Genomic DNA, 19,143 nt, shown 5'->3' with positions numbered 1-19,143 from the left:
AGACTATCATGCCGACCAATCCGACCATCGCGCGCATCTGGCGCGGTCGCACCCGCCGCGATGTCGCCGACGCCTATGAGCCGTATCTGCGCGCCGAGGGTATTCCGCCGCTCGAGAAGACGGCGCTCGGCGTCCAATTGCTGCGCGAAGATCGTGGTGACGAGACGTGGTTCACAACCATCTCGTATTGGGCGGACATGCAGGCGATGACCGCCTTTACCAAAGGCGAACCGACCAAAGTCCACCATCTTGACCGCGATTCCGAGTTCCTGATCGAACTGCCGGAGCGGATCGAAATTCACCGGATACTTGTCGATCGTCAGGGACTGCGCTGAGGCGATGCTCTCCGCAGTCAGCTATCGCCGCCCGAACAGCCGCTCGATATCCGCCAGCTTGAGTTCGATATAGGTCGGGCGGCCGTGGTTGCAGGTGCCGGAGCCGGGCGTCGCCTCCATCTGGCGCAGCAGCGCGTTCATCTCCTCGGCCTTGAGCAGCCGGCCCGAACGCACCGAGCCATGACAGGCCATGGTGGCGGCGATCTTGTCCAGCCGTTCCTTCAGCGTGTCGACCGTGTCGTTGTCGGCGATCTCGTCGGCAAGGTCGCGCACCAGTTGCTGGACGTTTGTTTCGCCCAACATCGAGGGCGTCTCGCGCACGGCGACCGCACCCGGGCCGAAACGCTCGATGCCGAGTCCGAAGCGGGCGAGCGTGTCCGAATGCAGCGCGAGCCGCTCGGCATCCTCTTCCGGCAGGTCGACGATCTCCGGTAGCAGCAGCATCTGCGAGGGTATCGCGCGGGAATGCAACGCATTCTTCAACGCCTCATAGACCAGCCGTTCATGCGCCGCGTGCTGGTCGACGATCACGAGTGAGTCCCTGGTCTGGGCGACGATGTAGTTCTCATGCACCTGCGCCCGTGCCGCACCGAGCACCGTGCCAAGCAGCGTCTCCGCCGCTTCGCCCTGTCCTGCCCGGGCGTCGGCGCTGGCGATCGGGCCGGCATCGAACGCCGCCTGCTCGTTTTCGCCGAACCCGCCGTTTCCTGTACGCGCGCGTTCGAATCCTGAACCCTGGAACTCCATGTCGAGTGGCCGTTGCGGCGAGCGTGCGGGGTCGAAACGGGCAGAGCCCGAGGCGTGGTAGGCCGCTTCGTAGCTGCGGTGACCATTGGCCGGGCCGCCATGGGCGTATGACGCCGCTCCCGGCCGGAACGCCGCCATCATGCCGGAGGCACCGGAAGTGGCAGCGCGGATGCCGGCTTCGGCAAGCGCCTGGCGGATGGCGCCGACGATCAGTCCGCGCACCAGGCCGGGGTCGCGGAAGCGGACGTCGGCCTTGGCCGGGTGGACATTGACGTCGACGATCGCCGGATCGAGCGTCAGGAACAGCACCGTAACCGCATGCCGGTCGCGCGGCAGGACGTCGGCGAAGGCGCCTCTGATAGCGCCGGCGATGAGCTTGTCGCGCACCGGCCGGCCATTGACATAGGCATATTGCTGCAACGCGTTGGCTCGGGTGAAGGACGGGATCGACACATGACCGGTCAGGCGCACGCCTTCGCGTATCGCATCGATGGCAATGGAATTGTCGGGAAACTCGGCCCCCATCACCTGGGCGATGCGGCGCAGGCTGCCTTCCGCGCTGTCCTCGGTCGCCGGCAATTCCAGCGTCGAGCGGTCGGAACCGGTGAGCGTGAAGCGAACGGTGGGAAAGGCGATCGCGATGCGCTTGACCACGTCGCTGGTCGCCGAGCTTTCGGCGCGCTCGCCTTTCATGAATTTCAGCCTCGCCGGGGTGGCGAAGAAAAGGTCGCGCACCTCCACCGTGGTGCCGCGATTGGCCGCTGCCGGCCTGACGGGCGAGATCCTGCCGCCCTCGATGCCGATCTCGGCGGCGCTGTCGCTTGCCGCCGTGCGCGAGCGGATCGACAGCCGCGATACCGAGCCGATCGACGGCAGCGCCTCGCCGCGAAAGCCGAGCGAGCGGATGTCGTGGATGTCTTCGGCAAGCTTGGAGGTGCAATGGCGTGCGATTGCCAGCGAAAGCTCCTGTTCGGGGATGCCGAAGCCGTCATCGGTGACACGGATCAGGTTCAACCCGCCGCCCGACGTGACGACCTCGACCTTTCCCGCACCGGCATCAAGCGCGTTCTCGACCAGTTCCTTCACCACGCTTGCCGGACGCTCGATGACTTCGCCGGCGGCGATCTGGTTGATCATCGTTTCGGAAAGCTGGCGTATGGGCATGGTGACAGTATAGGCGGATTCGTGCCGAGCGGGCGAGGGTGAAGTACGGCGAAAACAGTGAACGGCCTCACGCTTGCGCTGCCAGCCAATCCCGTACCTTGCGGGCGTTCTCGCTAAGCTCCCGGTTCTTCGGCCAGATGACATAGAACGCCTTGCCGGTCTTGAGCACATGGTCCGTCACCGGCACCAACAGTCCCGTCGCCAGCATCCGCTCGGCAAGGTGGCGCCAGCCGAGCGCGATGCCTTGCCCTTCCATGACGCCCTGGATTACCAGCCCGTAGTCGTTGATGCGCAGGCCGCGCGCGGTATCGCCGAGACGGGCGCCGGCCGATTCGAACCACTCATTCCAGCTCGCCGCCTCGCGATAGGGCTCCTCGAGATGGATGAGACGGTGCGTGGCCAGTTCCGCGACCGATTTGGGCAGGCCGAACTTCGCCGCGTAGCTGGTGCCGGCGACGGGAAATATCTCCTCGTCGGCAAGCGGCAGCGAATGATAGTCCTGCCAGTCCCTCGGTTCGCCGCCGCGCACGGCAAGCGGGATGCCCTCTGCGATGATGTCAAGATCGCGGTCGGCGGTCTGGATGCGCAGATCAATGCCCGGCAGTTCGTCGCGGAACTGCTGCAGCCGCGGCATCATCCAGAAGGAACCGAAGGCGGTTGAGGCGGCAAGCGTCACGTGGCCTCCGGTCGCCTGCAGGCGCAGATCCTCCGCCGACTTGCGGATGTGGGACAGGCCCAGCGAAACGTCGGCGTGGAAACGCTCGCCGGCCTCCGTCAGGCTGACCTGCCGGTGACGGCGCTGGAACAGCTTGGCGCCGAGCTGTTCCTCCAGCCCGCGCACCGCGTAGGAGACGGCGGCCTGGGTCATGCCGAGCTCTCGCCCGGCGGCGGTGAAGCTCGACAGGCGGCCCGCCGCCTCGAAGACGATCAGGCTGCCCGCCGAGGGAAGGAGGTGGCGCAGGTTTCGCATAAGCAGAGCTTATACAAGAGATCAGGATTTTCCAGCGTCACATTCCTGTTTTGTGCGTCTAGGCTGCGAGGTATAAGAGGAATGGAGTTGCCATGAACGCACCGGCCGCTGTGACAGAACACGCCAATCGTCGAGCCGGCGGCCGCCTGGGGCGCAAGGCGCTGCGGGGAGCTCCGGTAACGTCGTTTCCGACACTGGTCCGCCAAATCCCCGTCTATCAGATGGTGCCGGACGAGGCAGTGGAACTCATACACCAGGAATCGCTCGCCATCCTGGAGGACGTCGGATGCGAGTTCCGCGACGATGAGGCCATCGAAATGTGGAAGGCCGCCGGCGCGGACGTCTCCGAGACGAGAGTGCGGATCGACCGCGCCTTGCTGATGGATCTCGTCTCGAAGGTGCCGTCGGAGTTCACGCTCAACGCGCGCAACCCTGAGCGTACGGTGCGCGTGGGCGGGAAGAATTCCATCTTCGTGCCGATGTATGGCGCGCCTTATGTGCGTGACCTCGACAATGTCAGACGCTACGGCACGCTCGCCGACCTCAACAATTTCCACAAGCTCGCCTACATGGCGCCGGCCCTGCATTCCTCCAGCTCGATCATCTGCGAGCCGATGGAAATAGCGGTGCCCAAGCGTCACCTCCACATCATCCATTCGGCGCTGAAGCATTCCGACAAACCGTTCATGGGCATCGTGACGTCGAAGGATCGGGCGGAAGACACGATGGCGATGGCGGGCATCGTGTTCGGTGACGATTACGTGCGCGATAACCCTGTGCTGGTGTCGATCACCAACTGCAATTCACCGCTGGTATGGGATGCCACCATGCTGGATGCGATGAAGGTCTATGCCCGTCACAATCAGCCGCTGATCCTGGCGCCCTTCGCGCTCTGCGGCGCCTCGACCTCCGCCTCGGCCGTGGGCGCGGTGGCGCAGGTCAATGCCGAGGCGCTTGCCGGTGTAGCGTTCACCCAGCTCCTGCGTCCGGGCTCGCCTCAAATCTACGGCCAGTTCATGGTCACGGTCGACATGAAGACCGGCGCTCCGATGGGCGGCACGCCGGAGGCCGCGCAGATGATGTACCTGATGGGTGCGCTGGCGCGGAAATACGGACTGCCGTGGCGCACGTCCGGCTTCCATGTCGGCTCGAAGCTGAACGATGCCCAGGCCGGTTACGAGGCGAACATGCTCATGCATGCCGCCATCCTTGCCGGCGCCAACTACATCTGGCATTCGGCCGGATGGCTCGAGGCGGGTCTCACCTGCGGCTATTCGAAGTTCGCGACCGACTGCGAACAGCTCGTCGGCTGGTACAAATATGCCGGCGGGCTGCCGTTCGACGATTTCAAGGAAGCCATGGCCGCCATTCGCGAGGTGGGGCCGCAGGGCCATTTCCTCGGCACACAGCACACGCTCGATCATTTCGAGCGGGCCTTCTTCATGCCCAGCATCATGGATTTCAATTCCTACGAACAGTGGAAGGCAGAAGGGGCGAAGGACCATGACACGCGCGGCCGCGAGAAAGCGCGCAACATGCTGGCCGATTATGAGGAGCCGAAGCTCGATGAGGGCATCGCGGACGGGCTCCGGGATTTTATCGCGCTGCGCGAGGAGAAACTGCCGGACAGCGTCAGCTGACAGGACGAAGACCTTAAGGGAACCACAAGGGAGGAAAAAATGACGCTTTTCAAAAGCAATGGTGATCGTGTTCCAGCCGCCATCGAGGCGATGGCAAAGGAGGCGCGTGCGGGCCGGGTCGACCGGCGCGAATTCCTGGCGCTGGCAAGCGCCTTCGGGGCATCGACGGCTCTGGCCTATGGCATGATCGGCCTTGCCGCGCCGACAAACGCCTTGGCCGAGGAGCCCAAGAAGGGCGGAACGCTGCATGTCTCGATGTCGGTCAAGGCGCAGAAGGATCCGCGCACCTATGACTGGGTTGAGCTTGCCAACATCTCGCGCACCTGGCTGGAGCCGCTTGTGCGCTATACCAGGCAGTTCACCTTCGAGCCGGTGCTGCTCGAAAGCTGGGACATCAACGACGACGCCACCGAATATACGTTGCATGTGCGCAAGGGCGTCACCTGGAACAATGGCGATGTCTTCAACGCCGATGACGTGGTGCACAATGTGACGCGCTGGTGCGAGAAGGGCGTCGCCGGCAACTCCATGGCCGCGCGCGTCGGCGCGCTGATCGACGCCAAGACCGGCAAGGCGAGGGACGGCGCGATCACCAAGGTCGACGACAACACGGTCAAGCTGAAGCTCTCCGAGCCCGACATTTCGCTGATCCCGAACTTCACCGACTATCCGGCACTCGTCGTCCACCGCAACTTCGATGCCGATGGCGCCGATCCGATCAAGAAGCCGATCGGCACCGGACCCTTCGAACTGGTCTCTTACGATGTCGGCCAGAAGGCCGTCGTCAAGCGCCGCGAGAATGGCAAATGGTGGGGCGGCGAGGCTCCGCTCGACGGCGTCGAATTCATCGATTACGGCACCGACTTCAACGCCACGGTGAATGCCTTCGATTCCGGCGAGATCGACCTCAATTTCGAGTCGCCCGCCGATTTTGTCGACATCCTCGACAAGATGGGGCTGGAGAAATCGGAGGTGGCGACCGCGACCACCCTGGTTGCGCGCACCAACGTCACGCACAAACCCTATGACGACAAGCGTGTCCGCAATGCGCTCCAGATGGCGGTCGACAACAACGCGGTGCTGCAGCTCGGCTACAGCGGTCGCGGCACGGTCGGCGAAAACCACCATGTCAGCCCCATCCATCCGGAATATTATCCGCTGCCCAAGAAGGAGCGTGATGCCGCCGGCGCCAAGAAGCTGATGGCGGAGGCGGGTCAGGCCGACTTCGAGCATGAGCTGATCACCATCGAGGATGATTGGCAAAAGAACACCGGCGATGCCATCGCGGGCCAGCTGCGCGAGGCCGGCATCAAGGTGAAGCGCACGGTGCTGCCGGGCTCTACCTTCTGGAACGACTGGACGAAATATCCCTATTCGATGACGATCTGGTACATGCGCCCGCTCGGCGTCCAGGTGTTGGCGCTCGGCTATCGCACCGGCGAGGCCTGGAATGAATCGGCCTATTCGAATCCCGAGTTCGACGCCAAGCTCAAGCAGGCGCTATCTCTGATCGACGTCGCCAAGCGCAAGGAGGTGATGAAAGACGTCGAGCAGATCCTGCAGGATTCCGGCGTCATCATCCAGCCGTTCTGGCAGAAGCTCTACAGTCATACGAGCAAGAAGGTGAAGAACTACGGCGTCCACCAGACCTTCGAAATGGACCTCCAGAACGTCTGGCTGGACGCCTAGCTGCAATGACTGGCGAATGCCGGCACCCTTTCAGGTGCCGGCTGTCCGGCAAAATCGAGTTTGGCTGCGGGCGCTGGCGCTCGGGTGCTGCCGCTAAGGCTTTTTGAGGAGCGGTACATGTCTGGGCAGGTCTTCAACCGGTTGTTCACGCCGATTGCCCTGCGCGGCAGGACCTTACGCAACAGGATCGTGTTCGGAGCCCATACCGCGAACATGGCGGTAGAGGGACTGCCGACAGAACGGCATGTCGGCTATTATGCCGAACGCGCTATCGGCGGCGCCGGCATGATCGTCGTCGAGCCAATGCCGGTACACCGGGCCGCCGTTCTTACCCGCGGCAACTTCCGTCCTTCCGACGACAGCGTGATCCCCCATTTCCGCAAAGTGACGGAAGCGATCCGCGGCAACGGCGCCGTCGCCATCCAGCAGCTCTACCATGTCGGTCAGCACGCGGACGCCGACAACTCGTTCCATGCCGGCTGGTCCCCTTCCGGACTGCCGAGTTATCACGACTCTGACGGTTCGCATCGAATGTCCGAAGCCGAGATCGAAGAAACGATCGACGGTTTCGTACAGGCGGCGCGCCGTTGCCGCGAGGCCGGTTTCGACGGCGTCGAGGTCTGGGCGGCCTATCATTCGATGCTGGACCAGTTCTGGACGCCCTGGTCGAACCGCCGCGACGACCGATGGGGTGGCAGCCTTCAAAATCCCACCCGGATGAGCCGTGAGGTGATGAGCAGAATTCGCCGGGAATGCGGCGACGATTTCATCATCGGCCTTGCGGTCAACGACGAACCGGAAGTCGAAGTGGCGCTGAAGCGCGAAGCATTGGCCGAGATAATCGACCTCCACGACCGCGATTCCTTGATGGATTATGTGACTTGTGGAACGGGCTCCTACTTCGATTTCTACAAGATCATCCCGACCTTTGTTTATCCGGAAAAGCTCGGCGCCGACCTGGCGTCCGTGCTCAAATCCACCGTGCGCCACGCGTTGATCACCGCCGAGAGCCACATTCGCACGCCGCAGAACGCCGAAAGCGTGCTGAGCGAAGGCCACGCTGATCTGGTTTCCATCGTGCGTGGGCAGATCGCCGATCCGCACCTGGCCGCAAAGGCCGCCGCCGGAAGGCCGGAAGACATTCGCGGGTGCCTGTCCTGCAACCAGATGTGCTGGGGCCGACGCAGCCGCGACTACTGGATCAGCTGCGTCATCAATCCCTCGGCGGGGCGGGAATGGGAGTGGGGCGGAGATCGCTTCGCCCCGGCTAGCCAACCCAAGCGCGTGCTGGTCGTCGGCGGCGGTCCCGCCGGCCTCGAAGCGGCGCGTGTAGCAGCCGAACGCGGTCACCGTGTTGCGCTGGCCGAGGCTTCCGACCGCCTTGGGGGGCAGTTCCGCCTTGCGGGGCTGCAACCGCGCCGTGCCCAGATTCTGGATCTGATCGACTGGTACCAGCGCCAGCTCAGCCAGCTCCAGGTCGACGTCCGGTACGGACAGTTTGTCGAGGCGGAGGATGTCGAGCGCGAAGGCGCGGATCACGTCATCATCGCAACCGGCTCGATGCCGCCGGACGGCGCTTTCCAACGGGCATTGCCGCAGTGGGAAAGCATTCCGGGGGGCGGGCTGGTTTTCTCGGCCGAAGCCGTGATGGCCCGTGAGGCGAGGCCAGGCAAAAATGTTATCTTGCTCGACGATGGCGGCAATTGGAAAGGGTGCGGCACCGCCTGGAAACTGGCCGAGGACGGTCACAATGTGACGCTTGTGACACCTGACGCCCTGGTTGGCAAAGAGCTTCAGCGAATGGCCGTCGACGCGCCGCTGCGCCGGGCACTCGCCAGGCTGCGGGTGCGGTTTCTGACCGAGAGCGCCATCGTTCATTGGGACGGCAAGGCGGCCAGGGTCGCTTCCCTGCTCGACGGAACCGAGCAGGACGTCGAAGCCGATGCATTGGTCTTCGCCACGACGAGTATGGCAGCCGACATGCTTTCCATCGAACTCGACAGGCGCAAGATTGCCCACACTTCGATTGGTGATTGCACCGCCTCAAGGCAGGCGGCTTTTGCAATCCATGATGGCCGCAAGGTGGCGCTTGGTCTCTGATCGCAGTCTTGGCACGCGCGCCTGTCGGATGACCTGCACCGGCGGCGAGCCGCCCTCGGGCTTCATGAGCCGCAAAAAAGCCGATATGCAGGATGCGTGCTACTGGATTGCGCCAAGCCATCAAAAGCCGGAGATTCTGCATGAGACTGACAGTGCTCCTTGCCGCCCTTTCGACGGCCTTTCCCGCCGTCGCCCTGGCCGGTCCGGCGTCGGACGCCGTGAGGTTCTTCTATGTTCCGGAGGTCAAGTTCGAGGCCGACGCAAAATACCGGGATCGCTTCACCGAGCCGGTGACGAAACTGTTCGACCTCAACGATCAGGCAACGAGGAAGAATCCGGACCAGGTCGCCTGCATCGATTTCGATCCGGGCCTCGATGCGCAGGATTTCGACCAGAAGACCGTCTCCAAGACCCTGAAAGTATCCGAGATGGTGGATGGCGACACCGCCCAGGTGGTGGCGAGCTTCAGTCTCTTTCCGGAAGGAGACGATGCACAACGCGAAATGCACTGGTCGCTGAAGAAGATCGACGGCAAGTGGAGGATATCGGACATCGCATCGAAGACCAGCGACTGGACGCTGAGCCAGCTCGAATGCCTGGCGGGCCAAGATCCGGAGTGATCCGATGGCCCGCCGCCGGTTCTTGGCACTGTCGGCCGTGTGCATGATGATGGCGGCGGACTTGAGTAGCGGCGCTGCGCAGGGGCTGCTCGGCGCGCCGCCGGCAAACGCTCCGGCGGCCACCGCGCCCGATGACAACGAGTCGCCGCCACCTCGCGGAGCCGCCGAGCCGGCAACGCCACCGGCTGCCTCGCCGAGCGAACCCGCCGTCCCAATTCAGCCGGGCTCGCCGACAGCGGTGGTCCGGCCATTCTACGACCAGGTCGGCTTGGAGGTCGATCCGTCGCAGCGCCGCCATTTCGTCGATCCGGCGAAAACGGTGCTCGACAAGAGCGATGCGCTGCGCAAATCCGGGCAGGGCGAGTGCCTCGACCCCAACATGGCGCTCGACAATGCCGACTATGACAAGGACGAGATCGACAAGAGCCTGAAGACTATCGAGGCGATCAATGGCGACCAGGCCAAGGTCATCGTCGCCTTCGTCGTCGCCGGCAACGCGCACCGCCTCGAGTGGAAGTTCAAGAGGGTCGACGGCGAATGGAAGATATCGGACCTCTTGTCGGTGACCGGTGAATGGGCACTCAGTCAGTACCAATGCGAATGATGGTTCGAGCTAGCCTCGCCCGCGATAGGGTGCCACTCCGGTCTCAGGCAGCCAGGCGCCTTCCGGCGGCGCGCCCGTCTGCCAGAACACGTCGATCGGAATGCCGCCGCGTGGATACCAATAGCCGCCGATGCGCAACCATAGCGGGCTCGTTGCCGCCACGATGCGGCGGCCGATCATGACGGTGCAATCCTCATGGAAAGCACCATGATTACGGAACGAGGTCATGAACAGCTTGAGCGACTTCGATTCCACCAGAGCAGCGTCGGGTGCGTAGTCGATGACGATGTGGGCGAAATCAGGCTGGCCGGTGACCGGGCACAGCGACGTGAATTCCGGGCAGGTGAAGCGCACGATGGCCGGCGGGCCGTCGCCGCGCGAAAACGGCACGGTTTCCAGGACCGCCGCTTCCGGGCTCTGTGGCGTCTCGACATGCGCGCCGAGCTGGGTGAGGGTTTTGGTATCGATCATGGACGGCTCCTTGCCTGCCTGTCGCCGGAAGCACGATTCCATGGCGGTCGGCGCGAAACGAAGGTTGGAATAAACGCCGCAATCCATTCAGGGGCGGCACGTCTGGCCGCTCAATAACATAATTTGAACCCGCAGGAAGACGATGACCAGCAACGATCCGCTTCTCCAGCCCTATCAGCTCAAACATCTGACGTTGAAGAACCGGGTGATGTCGACCAGCCACGAGCCCGCCTATTCGGAAGACGGCATGCCCAAGGCGCGCTATCGGCTCTACCACACGGAGAAGGCCAAGGGCGGCATGGCGCTGACCATGACCGCCGGCTCGGCCATCGTCTCGCGCGACAGCCCGGCCGCCTTCGGCAATTTGCATCTCTATGATGACGGGATCGTGCCATGGCTCGCGGAACTGGCCGACGCCTGCCACGAGCATGACTGCAAGGTGATGATCCAGATCACCCATCTCGGCCGTCGAACCGGCTGGAACAAGGCCGACTGGCTGCCCGTGCTGTCGGCTTCGCCGGTGCGGGAGCCGGCGCATCGCGCCTTTCCCAAGACCATCGAGGATTGGGATATCGAGCGCATCGTTTCCGACTATGCTTCCGCCGCGCAGCGCTGCCAGGCCGCCGGTCTCGACGGCATCGAATTCGAGGCTTACGGCCATCTGATGGACGGCTTCTGGTCGCCGGCCACCAACCATCGCGACGACGAGTTCGGCGGCTCGCTCGACAACCGGCTGCGCTTCACCGACATGGTGCTCGACGCGGTGCGCGCGGCCGTGGGCGAGAAATTCGTCGTCGGCATTCGCATGGTCGCCGACGAGGACTTTTCGCAAGGTCTCTCGAAAGAGGAGGGCGTCGAGATCGCCAGGCGCCTGGCCCTATCAGGCAAGGTCGATTTCCTCAACATCATCCGCGGCTCGATCGAGACCGACGCGGCATTGACGAAGGTCATTCCGGTGACCGGCATGCGCTCGTCGCCACATCTCGACTTCGCCGGCGAGGTGAGGGCGGCGACGAAATTCCCGACTTTCCACGCGGCGCGAATTTCCGACGTCGCCACCGCGCGCCACGCCATCGCCACCGGCAAGCTCGACATGGTCGGCATGACCCGCGCCCACATCGCCGACCCGCACATCGTCCGCAAAGTGATGGAAGGGCGCGAGCACGAAATCCGCCCGTGTGTCGGAGCCACCTACTGTCTCGACCGCATCTACGAAGGCGGCGAGGCGCTATGCATCCACAACGCGGCGACCGGCCGCGAGGCGGACATTCCGCATATCATCACCAAGGCCGAGGGACCAAAGCGAAAAGTCGTCGTCATCGGCGCTGGTGCAGGCGGACTGGAAATCGCGCGCGTGGCCGCCGAGCGCGGACATCAGGTGACGGTGCTGGAGGCATCGGGCCAAGCCGGCGGGCAGGTCAGGCTGGCGACGCAGAACCCGCGCCGCAAGGAGTTGATCGGCATCGTCGATTGGCGGCTGGCCGAACTCGACCGGCTCGGCGTCGAGATCCGCTACGACAGTTGGGCGGAGAAGGACGACGTTCTGGCGCTGTCGCCGGATGTCGTGGTGATCGCCACCGGCGGACTGCCGCAGAATCCCCCGCTGGCGGCGGGCGACACTCTCGTGACGTCGAGCTGGGACATCATGGCCGGCAGCGTCAAGCCGGCTGAAAACGTGCTGCTCTATGACGACAATGGCGGCCATCAGGGAATGGGCGCGGCGGAACTCGTCGCGGCTGCCGGTTCGAAGCTGGAACTGGTTTCGGCGGAGCGATTCTTCGCGCCGGAAATGGGCGGCATGAACCATGTGCCCTACATGCGCGCCTTCCAGGAGAAGGGGGTCATCATCACGATCAACACAAGGCTGCGCTCGGTGCGCCGCGAGGGCAATCAACTGGTTGCCGAGCTTGCCTCCGATTTCGCCGACGGCTGGCGCGGCGAGCGGCGGGTCGACCAGGTGGTGGTCGAACATGGCACGGCGCCGCTTGACGATCTTTATCTTGCGTTGAAGCCATTGGCGAAGAACGGCGGCGCCATCGATTATGAGCGGCTGGTGAGTGGCGGCGACATTTTTCCCGAGCGCAATCCGCAGGGCTCTTTCGTGCTGTTCCGCATCGGCGATGCCGTCGCCTCGCGCAACATCCACGCCGCCATCTATGACGGCATCAGGTTCGGGCTAAGGATTTGAAAGGCTGCTGTCGCTAACAATTCCAGGGAAAGTTGTGGTGGCGCGCAACGGAACCTCCGCAAGGAGAGCCATCTGCTGCCTTGGTTCGTTGCGCGCCGCGCACGCCGCCTGCTTGCGCCGGCACCGTACGATGCGTGATCAGAACATTCTGGCGGTGGCCATGCAGAGCACGGTGAGAACCAGCAGCCAGGCGGCGATTCGCTCGCCTTGGGCCATCTTCGCGCGCAGGGCAGGTTCGGTGGCCGCGTCGGCGCCAGCAAGTTGCGTGCTGGTGCGGCGGACCATGGTGCTGAGTACGCCAGCCGCGGCGAAGGCGGCAACGATGCCGAGCGCCAGCACCATTTCCATCGAGCCGAAATAGGCGCCATGGAAGAAATACCAGAGCAGCGCACCGGTGAGAAACACCATGCCGGCCGCTCCCATTTGCGGCCCAATGAAGCGTTCAGCCCGGATCTCGGGGTCGCGCGCGAGCGTGATGGTGGTGCCGGCCCAGAACACTCCCGCCATGACGTGAAGACCGATGGTGATGATGTAGACATATTGCATACCAGCTCTCCTCTCTTGCCCGCCGTCGCCTCAATAGTTAGATATCTAACTGTTAGATGTCAATGTATAAAAGGACACCAGTTCCATCCGTGGAAAACACCGTCTAGTGTCTTGCCATGACACCCTTTGAACGCCCGCCGGTCGGCATGAATCTCGGCCGCACCGCCAAGCTTGTTGCACAGGCCTTCGACACCGCTTTGGTTGAAGCGGGCGGCACGTTGCCCGTCTGGCTTACTCTGCTGTCGGTCAAATCGAGCGAGCTAGCCAACCAGCGCGAGCTCGCTGGAATGATCGGCATACAGGGAGCGACGCTCACCCATCATCTGAACGCGATGGAGGCGCAAGGATTGCTGACGCGCCGCCGCGATCCCGTCAACCGCCGGATCCATCTGGTCGAATTGACAGAGGCCGGAGAAGCGATGTTCGAGACACTGCGCAAGGCGGCGATTGCCTTCGACAAGCGACTGCGCGCCGGCCTGTCGGACGACAGGCTGGCGGAGTTTGCGCAGGTGTTGGCGACCTTGCGGGCCAATGTGGAAAGCTGACGAAGGCGCGCGGCGTAAATCTCTTTCGACATGACGCGTTTTAGGAATCATCGCTCAGTCGTCATAGCTCTGGATTGTGCCAAAAGCATAGCCGCGCTGCTTCAGCGCGGTGATCAGCTGGGTCAGTTTCGGCTTGCCGTCGAAGCTGTCCTGGAACATCTCGTCATGCATGAGCAGGATCATCTTTCCGCGCTTGACGAAGCGGCCATAGCCGAACAGGTGATCGATCTCGCTGACCAGGTGGTCGACGCTCTGCACCGGCTTGCCTGTGTCGTCATGCACCCACTCATGGTCCCAGCCATAGAGATAGAACCCGGAGGCGGCGACGAATTCGTAGTCCGGCTCCTCCCGGCCTTCCTGCGCAAGGCCGAGCGAGGTGTCGTTCTTCGACATTGAGGGCAGTCTGAACACGTCGCGCCCAGGCAGCCTCGCATGAACCGCCGGAGCGAGCCCAAGCACGACGTTGGCCCGCAGCATGTCGGCCACAACGCCTTCGGTATCGGCATAGAAATGTTGGTAGCGGTTGTTGGCGTGGCTATAGCTGTGATTGCCGACCGTCACCAGCGGCAGAGCTTTTGCGCGTCTGACCAATGCCTTGTTGCCCGCGCTCGCCTGCGCATGCATGCCGACCATGAACAGCGTCGCCGGCACCTGCTGCGCCTCCAGCACGTCGAGGATGTTGCTGGTGCCGTTCAGCGGCCCGTCATCGAAGGTCAGATAGATGGTGCGATCCGCTGCGTAAGCGGGAAATGCGGCGAGCATGGTCAGCAAAGCAAGCAGAAGCGGCATCGGGACTACCCGTTTGCGATCGTCACAGGGGCCATCTCGGTGATGAGTTGTCAAGCGCGGGTCAGGGCTGCCTACGCCAGGCTTCCCTGCAGCACCGTCAGCCTGGCCTTCTTCGGCATGCGGGCGCTCAGCCAGTCACGGGCTTTGTCCTGCGGCATCGGGAAGGCGATGGAGTAGCCCTGCACCTGGTCGCATCCGATCGCCATCAGTGAATCGAGTTCGGCTTCGGTCTCGGCGCCCTCCGCGACGATCGAGATGCCAAGGCCGCGCGCGAGCTCGGTGATGGCGCGCACGATCTTGGAGTTGTCACCGTTCTCATGGATGTTCTGGACGAAGCGGCGATCGATCTTCAGCCGGTCGATCTCGTTGGGATTGACGTGGCTGAGCGAGGCGTAACCGGTGCCGAAATCGTCGAGCTCAAGATGGACGCCCGCGGCCCTGATATGGCGTAGCTTTGCCGCGATGCCTGTCTTCTCGTCATCGAGAATGACGGATTCGACGATTTCCAGCGACAGTTTCTGCGGCGGCAGGCCGGCCTTCTCGAGCGTCTCGAACAGGAAAGCGTCGAAGTCGTGCTCGCGCAATTCGGTTCCGGATACGTTGACCGCAAGCCGTCCGAAAGCAATGCCGGCGCGGTTCCATTCGGCGGCTTCGTTGATGGCCTTGCTGATGACGATGCGGCCGATATCAGGCATGAAACCGCATTTCTCGGCGACGGGAATGAATTCGCCAGGCGAGATCATGCCGCGCTCGGCGTGGTTCCAGCGCACCAGCGCCTCGATGCCGCTGATCGTCCCGTCGCTCAGTGAAACCTGCGGCTGGAAATAGACCTGGAATGCCCGCTGTGAAATGGCGAGCTTGATGTCGTGCTCAAGTTGCTTGCGATAATCGAGTTCGCGACGCAATTCCTCGGAGAAGAACGAGAAATTGCCGCCGCCCATCTTCTTGGCGGAGTAAAGCGCCAGATCGGCGTGGACCAGCAGGTCCTGGGCGTTGTCGGCATCGATCGGATAGACGGCGATGCCGCCGCTGGCGCCCGGCAGAATGGTCGTGCCCTGGAAGACGATCGGCTCGTTGATGTGCGCAAGAATGCGCCGTGCCAGCATGTTGATGTCTTCGGTGCCGCCGGCGCCGTTGAGGATCATCACGAACTCGTCGCCGCCGAGGCGCACGCACAGATCCGACGCCCGGCAGGAATCGCGCATGCGCTGGGCCGTGATGACCAGCACATAGTCGCCGGCGGCGTGGCCGAGCGTGTCGTTGATCTGCTTGAACCGGTCGAGATCAAGCTGCACCACCGCAAGACGTTCGCGCCGACGATGCGCGCTCTTGATCAGCGTGTCGAAATGGTCGGTCAGGAATGTGCGGTTGTGCAGACCGGTCAGCCCGTCATGAACGGCGATGAAAGCCATCGAATTTCGTGCGTCGACGAGTTCGCGCGTCTTGCGCAGGATCGCGTTCGACATGGGTCGGAAGATGAACAGTGCCACCAGCACGATGACGCCGATCGTGGCGTAAAACAGCGTGCGGTGCAGATCGAGCATCTTTTCGGATCGTTCGTCGGCGAAAGCGCTGATGCGCTGGCCAAGCGCCGAATAGCCCGACAATGTTGCGTTGGCGACCGAGGCGTCGAGGGTGACGCGTTCGTAGCCGCCCTTGTAGCCGCCATTGTCGCCGAGCGCGAGTTGCGACGAGAATGCCGATATCAGGCGTTCGCCATTGGCGACCAGCCCGACGGAAAAATAGTCGAGATGAAAAGGCTTGCCGAAAAGGACGTTCTCGATCGTCTTCGGATCGAGCCTGGCCGGCGACTTTGGATCGGCGGCCGTCTGCTTGAGCAGCAGGTCATAGTTGGTTTCGAACTCCGCCGTCGCCTGCTTGAGCGCGTTGACGAGCGCCGGCTGCTTGTCGCGCGAAGCAGCACCGGTCGCACCGGCGAGGAAGACGATGCGCTGCGACAGCGTCTTTTGCGTGCTGACGATATCGAGCAGCGTATGGTTGTGCCGTTGGGTGGCCATCACCTGCTGCAGCAGGATGAAGGAAGCCACCACCATGGCGGCGATGATCAGCAGCGCCAGCCAGTAGCCGGCCTTGATCAGCAGTATGAGCTTGCCTGAAACGGTTTGCACCGGCTGCTGCGACATCTTGGGGGGCGGCCCTCTCGCCAACGGATTCCTGTATGAGCATCATTGAACCGCAAACATTAACAGGACTGGAAATCGACAGCCGGCCGACAAGGGGAAAGGCTTAAAGATCGCGAAATGGTTATCGGCCTCTTTCGCGGCCGGTCCGCATTTGAACATTCGCCGGCCCCTGTGATCCGGATCGTCTCTCGAGCCATGCCCGCGGCATCCGTTCGACATTGCCCAGCCACCTGATCCGGTCGCTTTTGCGGTGGATTTTTTGTGCGTGCGGGACGACAGTCTGCCCACGTCAAACGAGGCACGATCATGACCGCAGCATTTCTCTCCCATATCGACGGCGAACTTGAGGGGCTCAGATCGGCCGGACTGTACAAGTCCGAGCGGGTGATTTCCTCCACGCAGTCGGCTGAGATCGAGGTCGGCGGCGAGAAGGTACTGAATTTCTGCGCCAACAACTATCTCGGCCTCGCCGACAGCCCCGACCTGCGCGAGGCGGCGAAGCACGCGCTCGACCGCTACGGCTACGGCATGGCTTCGGTGCGTTTCATCTGCGGCACGCAGGAGGAGCACAAGCAGTTGGAAGGCACGATATCGTCCTTCCTCGGCATGGACGACACCATCCTCTACGGCTCTTGCTTCGATGCCAATGGCGGCCTGTTCGAGACGCTGCTCGGCGAGGAGGACGCCATCATCTCCGATGCGCTGAACCACGCCTCCATCATCGACGGGGTCAGGCTGTCCAAGGCCAAACGCTTCCGCTACGCCAACAATGATATGGCGGATCTCGAGGCGCGGCTGAAGGAGGCGAAGGATTGCCGCTTCCGGCTGATCGCCACCGATGGCGTGTTCTCGATGGATGGCATCATCGCCAATCTCGCGGGTGTGTGCGATCTGGCCGAAAAATACGATGCCATGGTCATGGTCGACGACAGTCACGCGGTCGGCTTCGTCGGCAGGAACGGCCGCGGCTCGGCTGAGCATTGCGGCGTCGAGGGCAGGGTCGACATCATCACCGGTACGCTTGGCAAGGCGCTGGGCGGCGCTTCCGGCGGCTACACGTCCGGCAAGAAACAGGTGGTCGACTGGCTGCGCCAGCGCTCGCGGCCTTATCTCTTCTCCAACACGCTGATGCCGGCGATTGCCGGCGCCTCGATCAGAGTGTTCGACATGATCCGCAATGGCGATGCCCTGCGCGAGCGCCTATATGCCAATGCGGAACGGTTCCGGACCCAGATGGGCAAGCTCGGCTTCACGCTGGCGGGCGCCGGTCATCCGATCATCCCGGTCATGCTGGGCGATGCCAGCTTGGCGCAGGAGATGGCGGCGCGCATGCTGCAGCGCGGCATCTATGTCATCGGCTTCTCCTTCCCGGTGGTGCCAAAGGGCCAGGCGCGCATCCGCACCCAGATGTCGGCCGCGCATTCCAGCGCCGACATTGATCGGGCGGTCCAGGCTTTCGGTGCGGTTGGCAAGGAACTAGGTGTGATTTCCTGAGCGACCGGCACCGCAAACCGGCTCCGGATCAAGAGATTCAAGGGACAAAAGAATGTCGAACATGATGAAGGCGCTGGTGAAGGCCAAGGCCGAGCCGGGCATCTGGATGGAAGAGGTGCCGGTGCCGGAAATCGGCCCCAACGACGTCCTGATCAAGGTGAAGAAGACCGCGATCTGCGGCACAGACGTCCACATCTACAATTGGGACCAGTGGGCGCAGAAGACGGTGCCCGTGCCGATGGTGACCGGCCATGAATTCGTCGGCACCGTTGCGGATTTCGGCGCCGCGGTCACCGAATACAAGGTTGGCCAGCGTGTGTCGGGCGAAGGCCACATCGTCTGCGGACATTGCCGCAACTGCCGCGCGGGCAGGGGGCATCTCTGCCGCAACACGCTCGGCGTCGGCGTCAATCGCCCGGGCGCGTTCGGCGAGTACCTGGCGATCCCGCAGCACAATGTCGTGCCGATCCCCGACGATGTGCCCGACGAGATCGCTGCGATCTTCGACCCGCTGGGCAATGCCGTTCACACCGCATTGTCATTCGATCTGGTCGGCGAGGACGTGCTGGTCACTGGCGCCGGCCCGATCGGCATCATGGGTGCGCTGGTGGCACAATGCGTCGGCGCCAGGAAGGTCGTTATCACCGATATCAATCCGGTTCGGCTGGATCTTGCGCGCAAGCTTGGCGTCCAGCATGTCGTCGACGCCTCCAAGGAAAAACTGCGCGACGTGATGCCGGCGCTCGGCATGACGGAAGGTTTCGATGTCGGCTTGGAGATGTCGGGGGCAGCCCTCGCCTTCCGCGACATGATCGACACCATGAACAATGGCGGCAAGATCGCCATCCTCGGCATTGCGCCGACCGGGTTCGAGATCGACTGGAACAAGGTCATCTTCAAGATGCTGCATCTCAAGGGCATCTACGGCCGCGAGATGTTCGAGACCTGGTACAAGATGATCGCCCTGGTCCAGGGCCCGCTCGACGTCTCAGGCCTGATCACGCACCGCATCGGCATCGACGATTTCCAGGTTGGATTTGATGCGATGCGCAGCGGCAGTTCGGGCAAGGTGGTGATGGACTGGTAGTCGATGCGCT

General features: G+C 63.1%; 16 protein-coding genes. 10 read left to right on the top strand and 6 right to left on the bottom strand.

The features are described 5' to 3' along the window. The first annotated feature begins 8 nt into the window (after positions 1 to 8). A complete protein-coding gene (locus LB551_RS05570) occupies positions 9 to 335 on the top strand; it encodes an antibiotic biosynthesis monooxygenase family protein (protein ID WP_140549165.1) in 327 nt (108 codons plus the stop codon). A gap of 21 nt (positions 336 to 356) precedes the next feature. On the opposite strand, the gene mutL is transcribed toward LB551_RS05570, so the two are convergent. Next, on the bottom strand, positions 357 to 2,246 hold the full coding sequence (mutL, locus tag LB551_RS05565; RefSeq protein WP_224622657.1) for a DNA mismatch repair endonuclease MutL: 1,890 nt from the start codon (positions 2,244 to 2,246) through the stop codon (positions 357 to 359). Between the two features lie 67 nt (positions 2,247 to 2,313). Then, entirely contained in the window at positions 2,314 to 3,216 is a 903-nt protein-coding gene (locus LB551_RS05560; RefSeq protein ID WP_140549163.1) for a LysR substrate-binding domain-containing protein, read from the bottom strand. A gap of 92 nt (positions 3,217 to 3,308) precedes the next feature. Between LB551_RS05560 and LB551_RS05555 the strand changes: the two genes are divergently transcribed. The 5 genes from LB551_RS05555 (at position 3,309) to LB551_RS05535 (ending at position 9,869) form a co-directional block, all read left to right on the top strand. Further along, entirely contained in the window at positions 3,309 to 4,856 is a 1,548-nt protein-coding gene (locus tag LB551_RS05555) for a trimethylamine methyltransferase family protein (RefSeq protein ID WP_224622656.1), read from the top strand. A gap of 39 nt (positions 4,857 to 4,895) precedes the next feature. Continuing rightward, on the top strand, positions 4,896 to 6,545 hold the full coding sequence (locus LB551_RS05550; protein WP_224658480.1) for an ABC transporter substrate-binding protein: 1,650 nt from the start codon (positions 4,896 to 4,898) through the stop codon (positions 6,543 to 6,545). Between the two features lie 117 nt (positions 6,546 to 6,662). Beyond that, positions 6,663 to 8,645, top strand: coding sequence for an FAD-dependent oxidoreductase (locus LB551_RS05545; RefSeq protein WP_224658479.1), 1,983 nt, complete (start codon positions 6,663 to 6,665; stop codon positions 8,643 to 8,645). A 140-nt stretch (positions 8,646 to 8,785) separates the two neighbouring features. Continuing rightward, positions 8,786 to 9,265: a DUF3828 domain-containing protein gene (locus LB551_RS05540; RefSeq protein WP_224622650.1), complete on the top strand. Its 480-nt coding sequence runs from the start codon at positions 8,786 to 8,788 to the stop codon at positions 9,263 to 9,265. 4 nt (positions 9,266 to 9,269) lie between these two features. Further along, a complete protein-coding gene (locus LB551_RS05535) occupies positions 9,270 to 9,869 on the top strand; it encodes a hypothetical protein (protein ID WP_140549158.1) in 600 nt (199 codons plus the stop codon). Positions 9,870 to 9,878: 9 nt separating this feature from the next. Here the strand turns inward: LB551_RS05535 and queF are convergent, their stop codons facing one another. Next, entirely contained in the window at positions 9,879 to 10,340 is a 462-nt protein-coding gene (gene queF, locus LB551_RS05530) for a preQ(1) synthase (RefSeq protein WP_140515582.1), read from the bottom strand. 142 nt (positions 10,341 to 10,482) lie between these two features. Here queF and LB551_RS05525 point away from each other — a divergent pair, with 142 nt between their 5' ends. Continuing rightward, a complete protein-coding gene (locus LB551_RS05525; protein WP_224622648.1) occupies positions 10,483 to 12,528 on the top strand; it encodes an NADH:flavin oxidoreductase in 2,046 nt (681 codons plus the stop codon). 138 nt (positions 12,529 to 12,666) lie between these two features. On the opposite strand, the gene LB551_RS05520 is transcribed toward LB551_RS05525, so the two are convergent. After that, on the bottom strand, positions 12,667 to 13,074 hold the full coding sequence (locus LB551_RS05520; protein ID WP_140521694.1) for a hypothetical protein: 408 nt from the start codon (positions 13,072 to 13,074) through the stop codon (positions 12,667 to 12,669). Between the two features lie 116 nt (positions 13,075 to 13,190). On the opposite strand from LB551_RS05520, the gene LB551_RS05515 reads away from it, so the two are divergent. Continuing rightward, positions 13,191 to 13,619, top strand: coding sequence for a MarR family winged helix-turn-helix transcriptional regulator (locus tag LB551_RS05515; RefSeq protein WP_224622646.1), 429 nt, complete (start codon positions 13,191 to 13,193; stop codon positions 13,617 to 13,619). 54 nt (positions 13,620 to 13,673) lie between these two features. On the opposite strand, the gene LB551_RS05510 is transcribed toward LB551_RS05515, so the two are convergent. Further along, positions 13,674 to 14,408 carry a polysaccharide deacetylase family protein gene (locus LB551_RS05510; RefSeq protein ID WP_140549154.1) on the bottom strand — a complete coding sequence of 245 codons (735 nt, stop codon included), beginning with the start codon at positions 14,406 to 14,408 and terminating at the stop codon, positions 13,674 to 13,676. Between the two features lie 71 nt (positions 14,409 to 14,479). Beyond that, the gene (locus LB551_RS05505) at positions 14,480 to 16,552 is read right to left on the bottom strand and encodes a putative bifunctional diguanylate cyclase/phosphodiesterase (protein WP_140549153.1); all 2,073 of its coding nucleotides are present in this window, start codon (positions 16,550 to 16,552) and stop codon (positions 14,480 to 14,482) included. 306 nt (positions 16,553 to 16,858) lie between these two features. Here LB551_RS05505 and LB551_RS05500 point away from each other — a divergent pair, with 306 nt between their 5' ends. Then, positions 16,859 to 18,046 carry a glycine C-acetyltransferase gene (locus LB551_RS05500; RefSeq protein WP_224622644.1) on the top strand — a complete coding sequence of 396 codons (1,188 nt, stop codon included), beginning with the start codon at positions 16,859 to 16,861 and terminating at the stop codon, positions 18,044 to 18,046. Positions 18,047 to 18,098: 52 nt separating this feature from the next. Beyond that, positions 18,099 to 19,133: an L-threonine 3-dehydrogenase gene (gene tdh, locus LB551_RS05495; RefSeq protein WP_224658477.1), complete on the top strand. Its 1,035-nt coding sequence runs from the start codon at positions 18,099 to 18,101 to the stop codon at positions 19,131 to 19,133. The last annotated feature ends 10 nt before the right edge of the window (positions 19,134 to 19,143 follow it).

Origin of the sequence: Mesorhizobium sp. BR1-1-2 (assembly GCF_020165435.1) — a bacterium.
Classification (GTDB): domain Bacteria; phylum Pseudomonadota; class Alphaproteobacteria; order Rhizobiales; family Rhizobiaceae; genus Mesorhizobium.
The sequence above is the reverse complement of the archived record's forward strand: the minus strand, read 5'-3'. Positions and strand labels throughout refer to the sequence as shown.

Bases quoted from the DNA above. Each gene is read 5' to 3' on its own strand.
- LB551_RS05550 (WP_224658480.1), top strand. From the start codon at position 4,896: ATGACGCTTTTCAAAAGCAATGGTGATCGTGTTCCAGCCGCCATCGAG.
- LB551_RS05505 (WP_140549153.1), bottom strand. From the start codon at position 16,552: ATGTCGCAGCAGCCGGTGCAAACCGTTTCAGGCAAGCTCATACTGCTG.
- LB551_RS05510 (WP_140549154.1), bottom strand. From the start codon at position 14,408: ATGCCGCTTCTGCTTGCTTTGCTGACCATGCTCGCCGCATTTCCCGCT.
- LB551_RS05520 (WP_140521694.1), bottom strand. From the start codon at position 13,074: ATGCAATATGTCTACATCATCACCATCGGTCTTCACGTCATGGCGGGA.
- LB551_RS05555 (WP_224622656.1), top strand. From the start codon at position 3,309: ATGAACGCACCGGCCGCTGTGACAGAACACGCCAATCGTCGAGCCGGC.
- LB551_RS05540 (WP_224622650.1), top strand. From the start codon at position 8,786: ATGAGACTGACAGTGCTCCTTGCCGCCCTTTCGACGGCCTTTCCCGCC.
- mutL (WP_224622657.1), bottom strand. From the start codon at position 2,246: ATGCCCATACGCCAGCTTTCCGAAACGATGATCAACCAGATCGCCGCC.
- LB551_RS05535 (WP_140549158.1), top strand. From the start codon at position 9,270: ATGGCCCGCCGCCGGTTCTTGGCACTGTCGGCCGTGTGCATGATGATG.
- LB551_RS05545 (WP_224658479.1), top strand. From the start codon at position 6,663: ATGTCTGGGCAGGTCTTCAACCGGTTGTTCACGCCGATTGCCCTGCGC.
- tdh (WP_224658477.1), top strand. From the start codon at position 18,099: ATGTCGAACATGATGAAGGCGCTGGTGAAGGCCAAGGCCGAGCCGGGC.
- queF (WP_140515582.1), bottom strand. From the start codon at position 10,340: ATGATCGATACCAAAACCCTCACCCAGCTCGGCGCGCATGTCGAGACG.
- LB551_RS05570 (WP_140549165.1), top strand. From the start codon at position 9: ATGCCGACCAATCCGACCATCGCGCGCATCTGGCGCGGTCGCACCCGC.
- LB551_RS05525 (WP_224622648.1), top strand. From the start codon at position 10,483: ATGACCAGCAACGATCCGCTTCTCCAGCCCTATCAGCTCAAACATCTG.
- LB551_RS05560 (WP_140549163.1), bottom strand. From the start codon at position 3,216: ATGCGAAACCTGCGCCACCTCCTTCCCTCGGCGGGCAGCCTGATCGTC.
- LB551_RS05500 (WP_224622644.1), top strand. From the start codon at position 16,859: ATGACCGCAGCATTTCTCTCCCATATCGACGGCGAACTTGAGGGGCTC.
- LB551_RS05515 (WP_224622646.1), top strand. From the start codon at position 13,191: ATGACACCCTTTGAACGCCCGCCGGTCGGCATGAATCTCGGCCGCACC.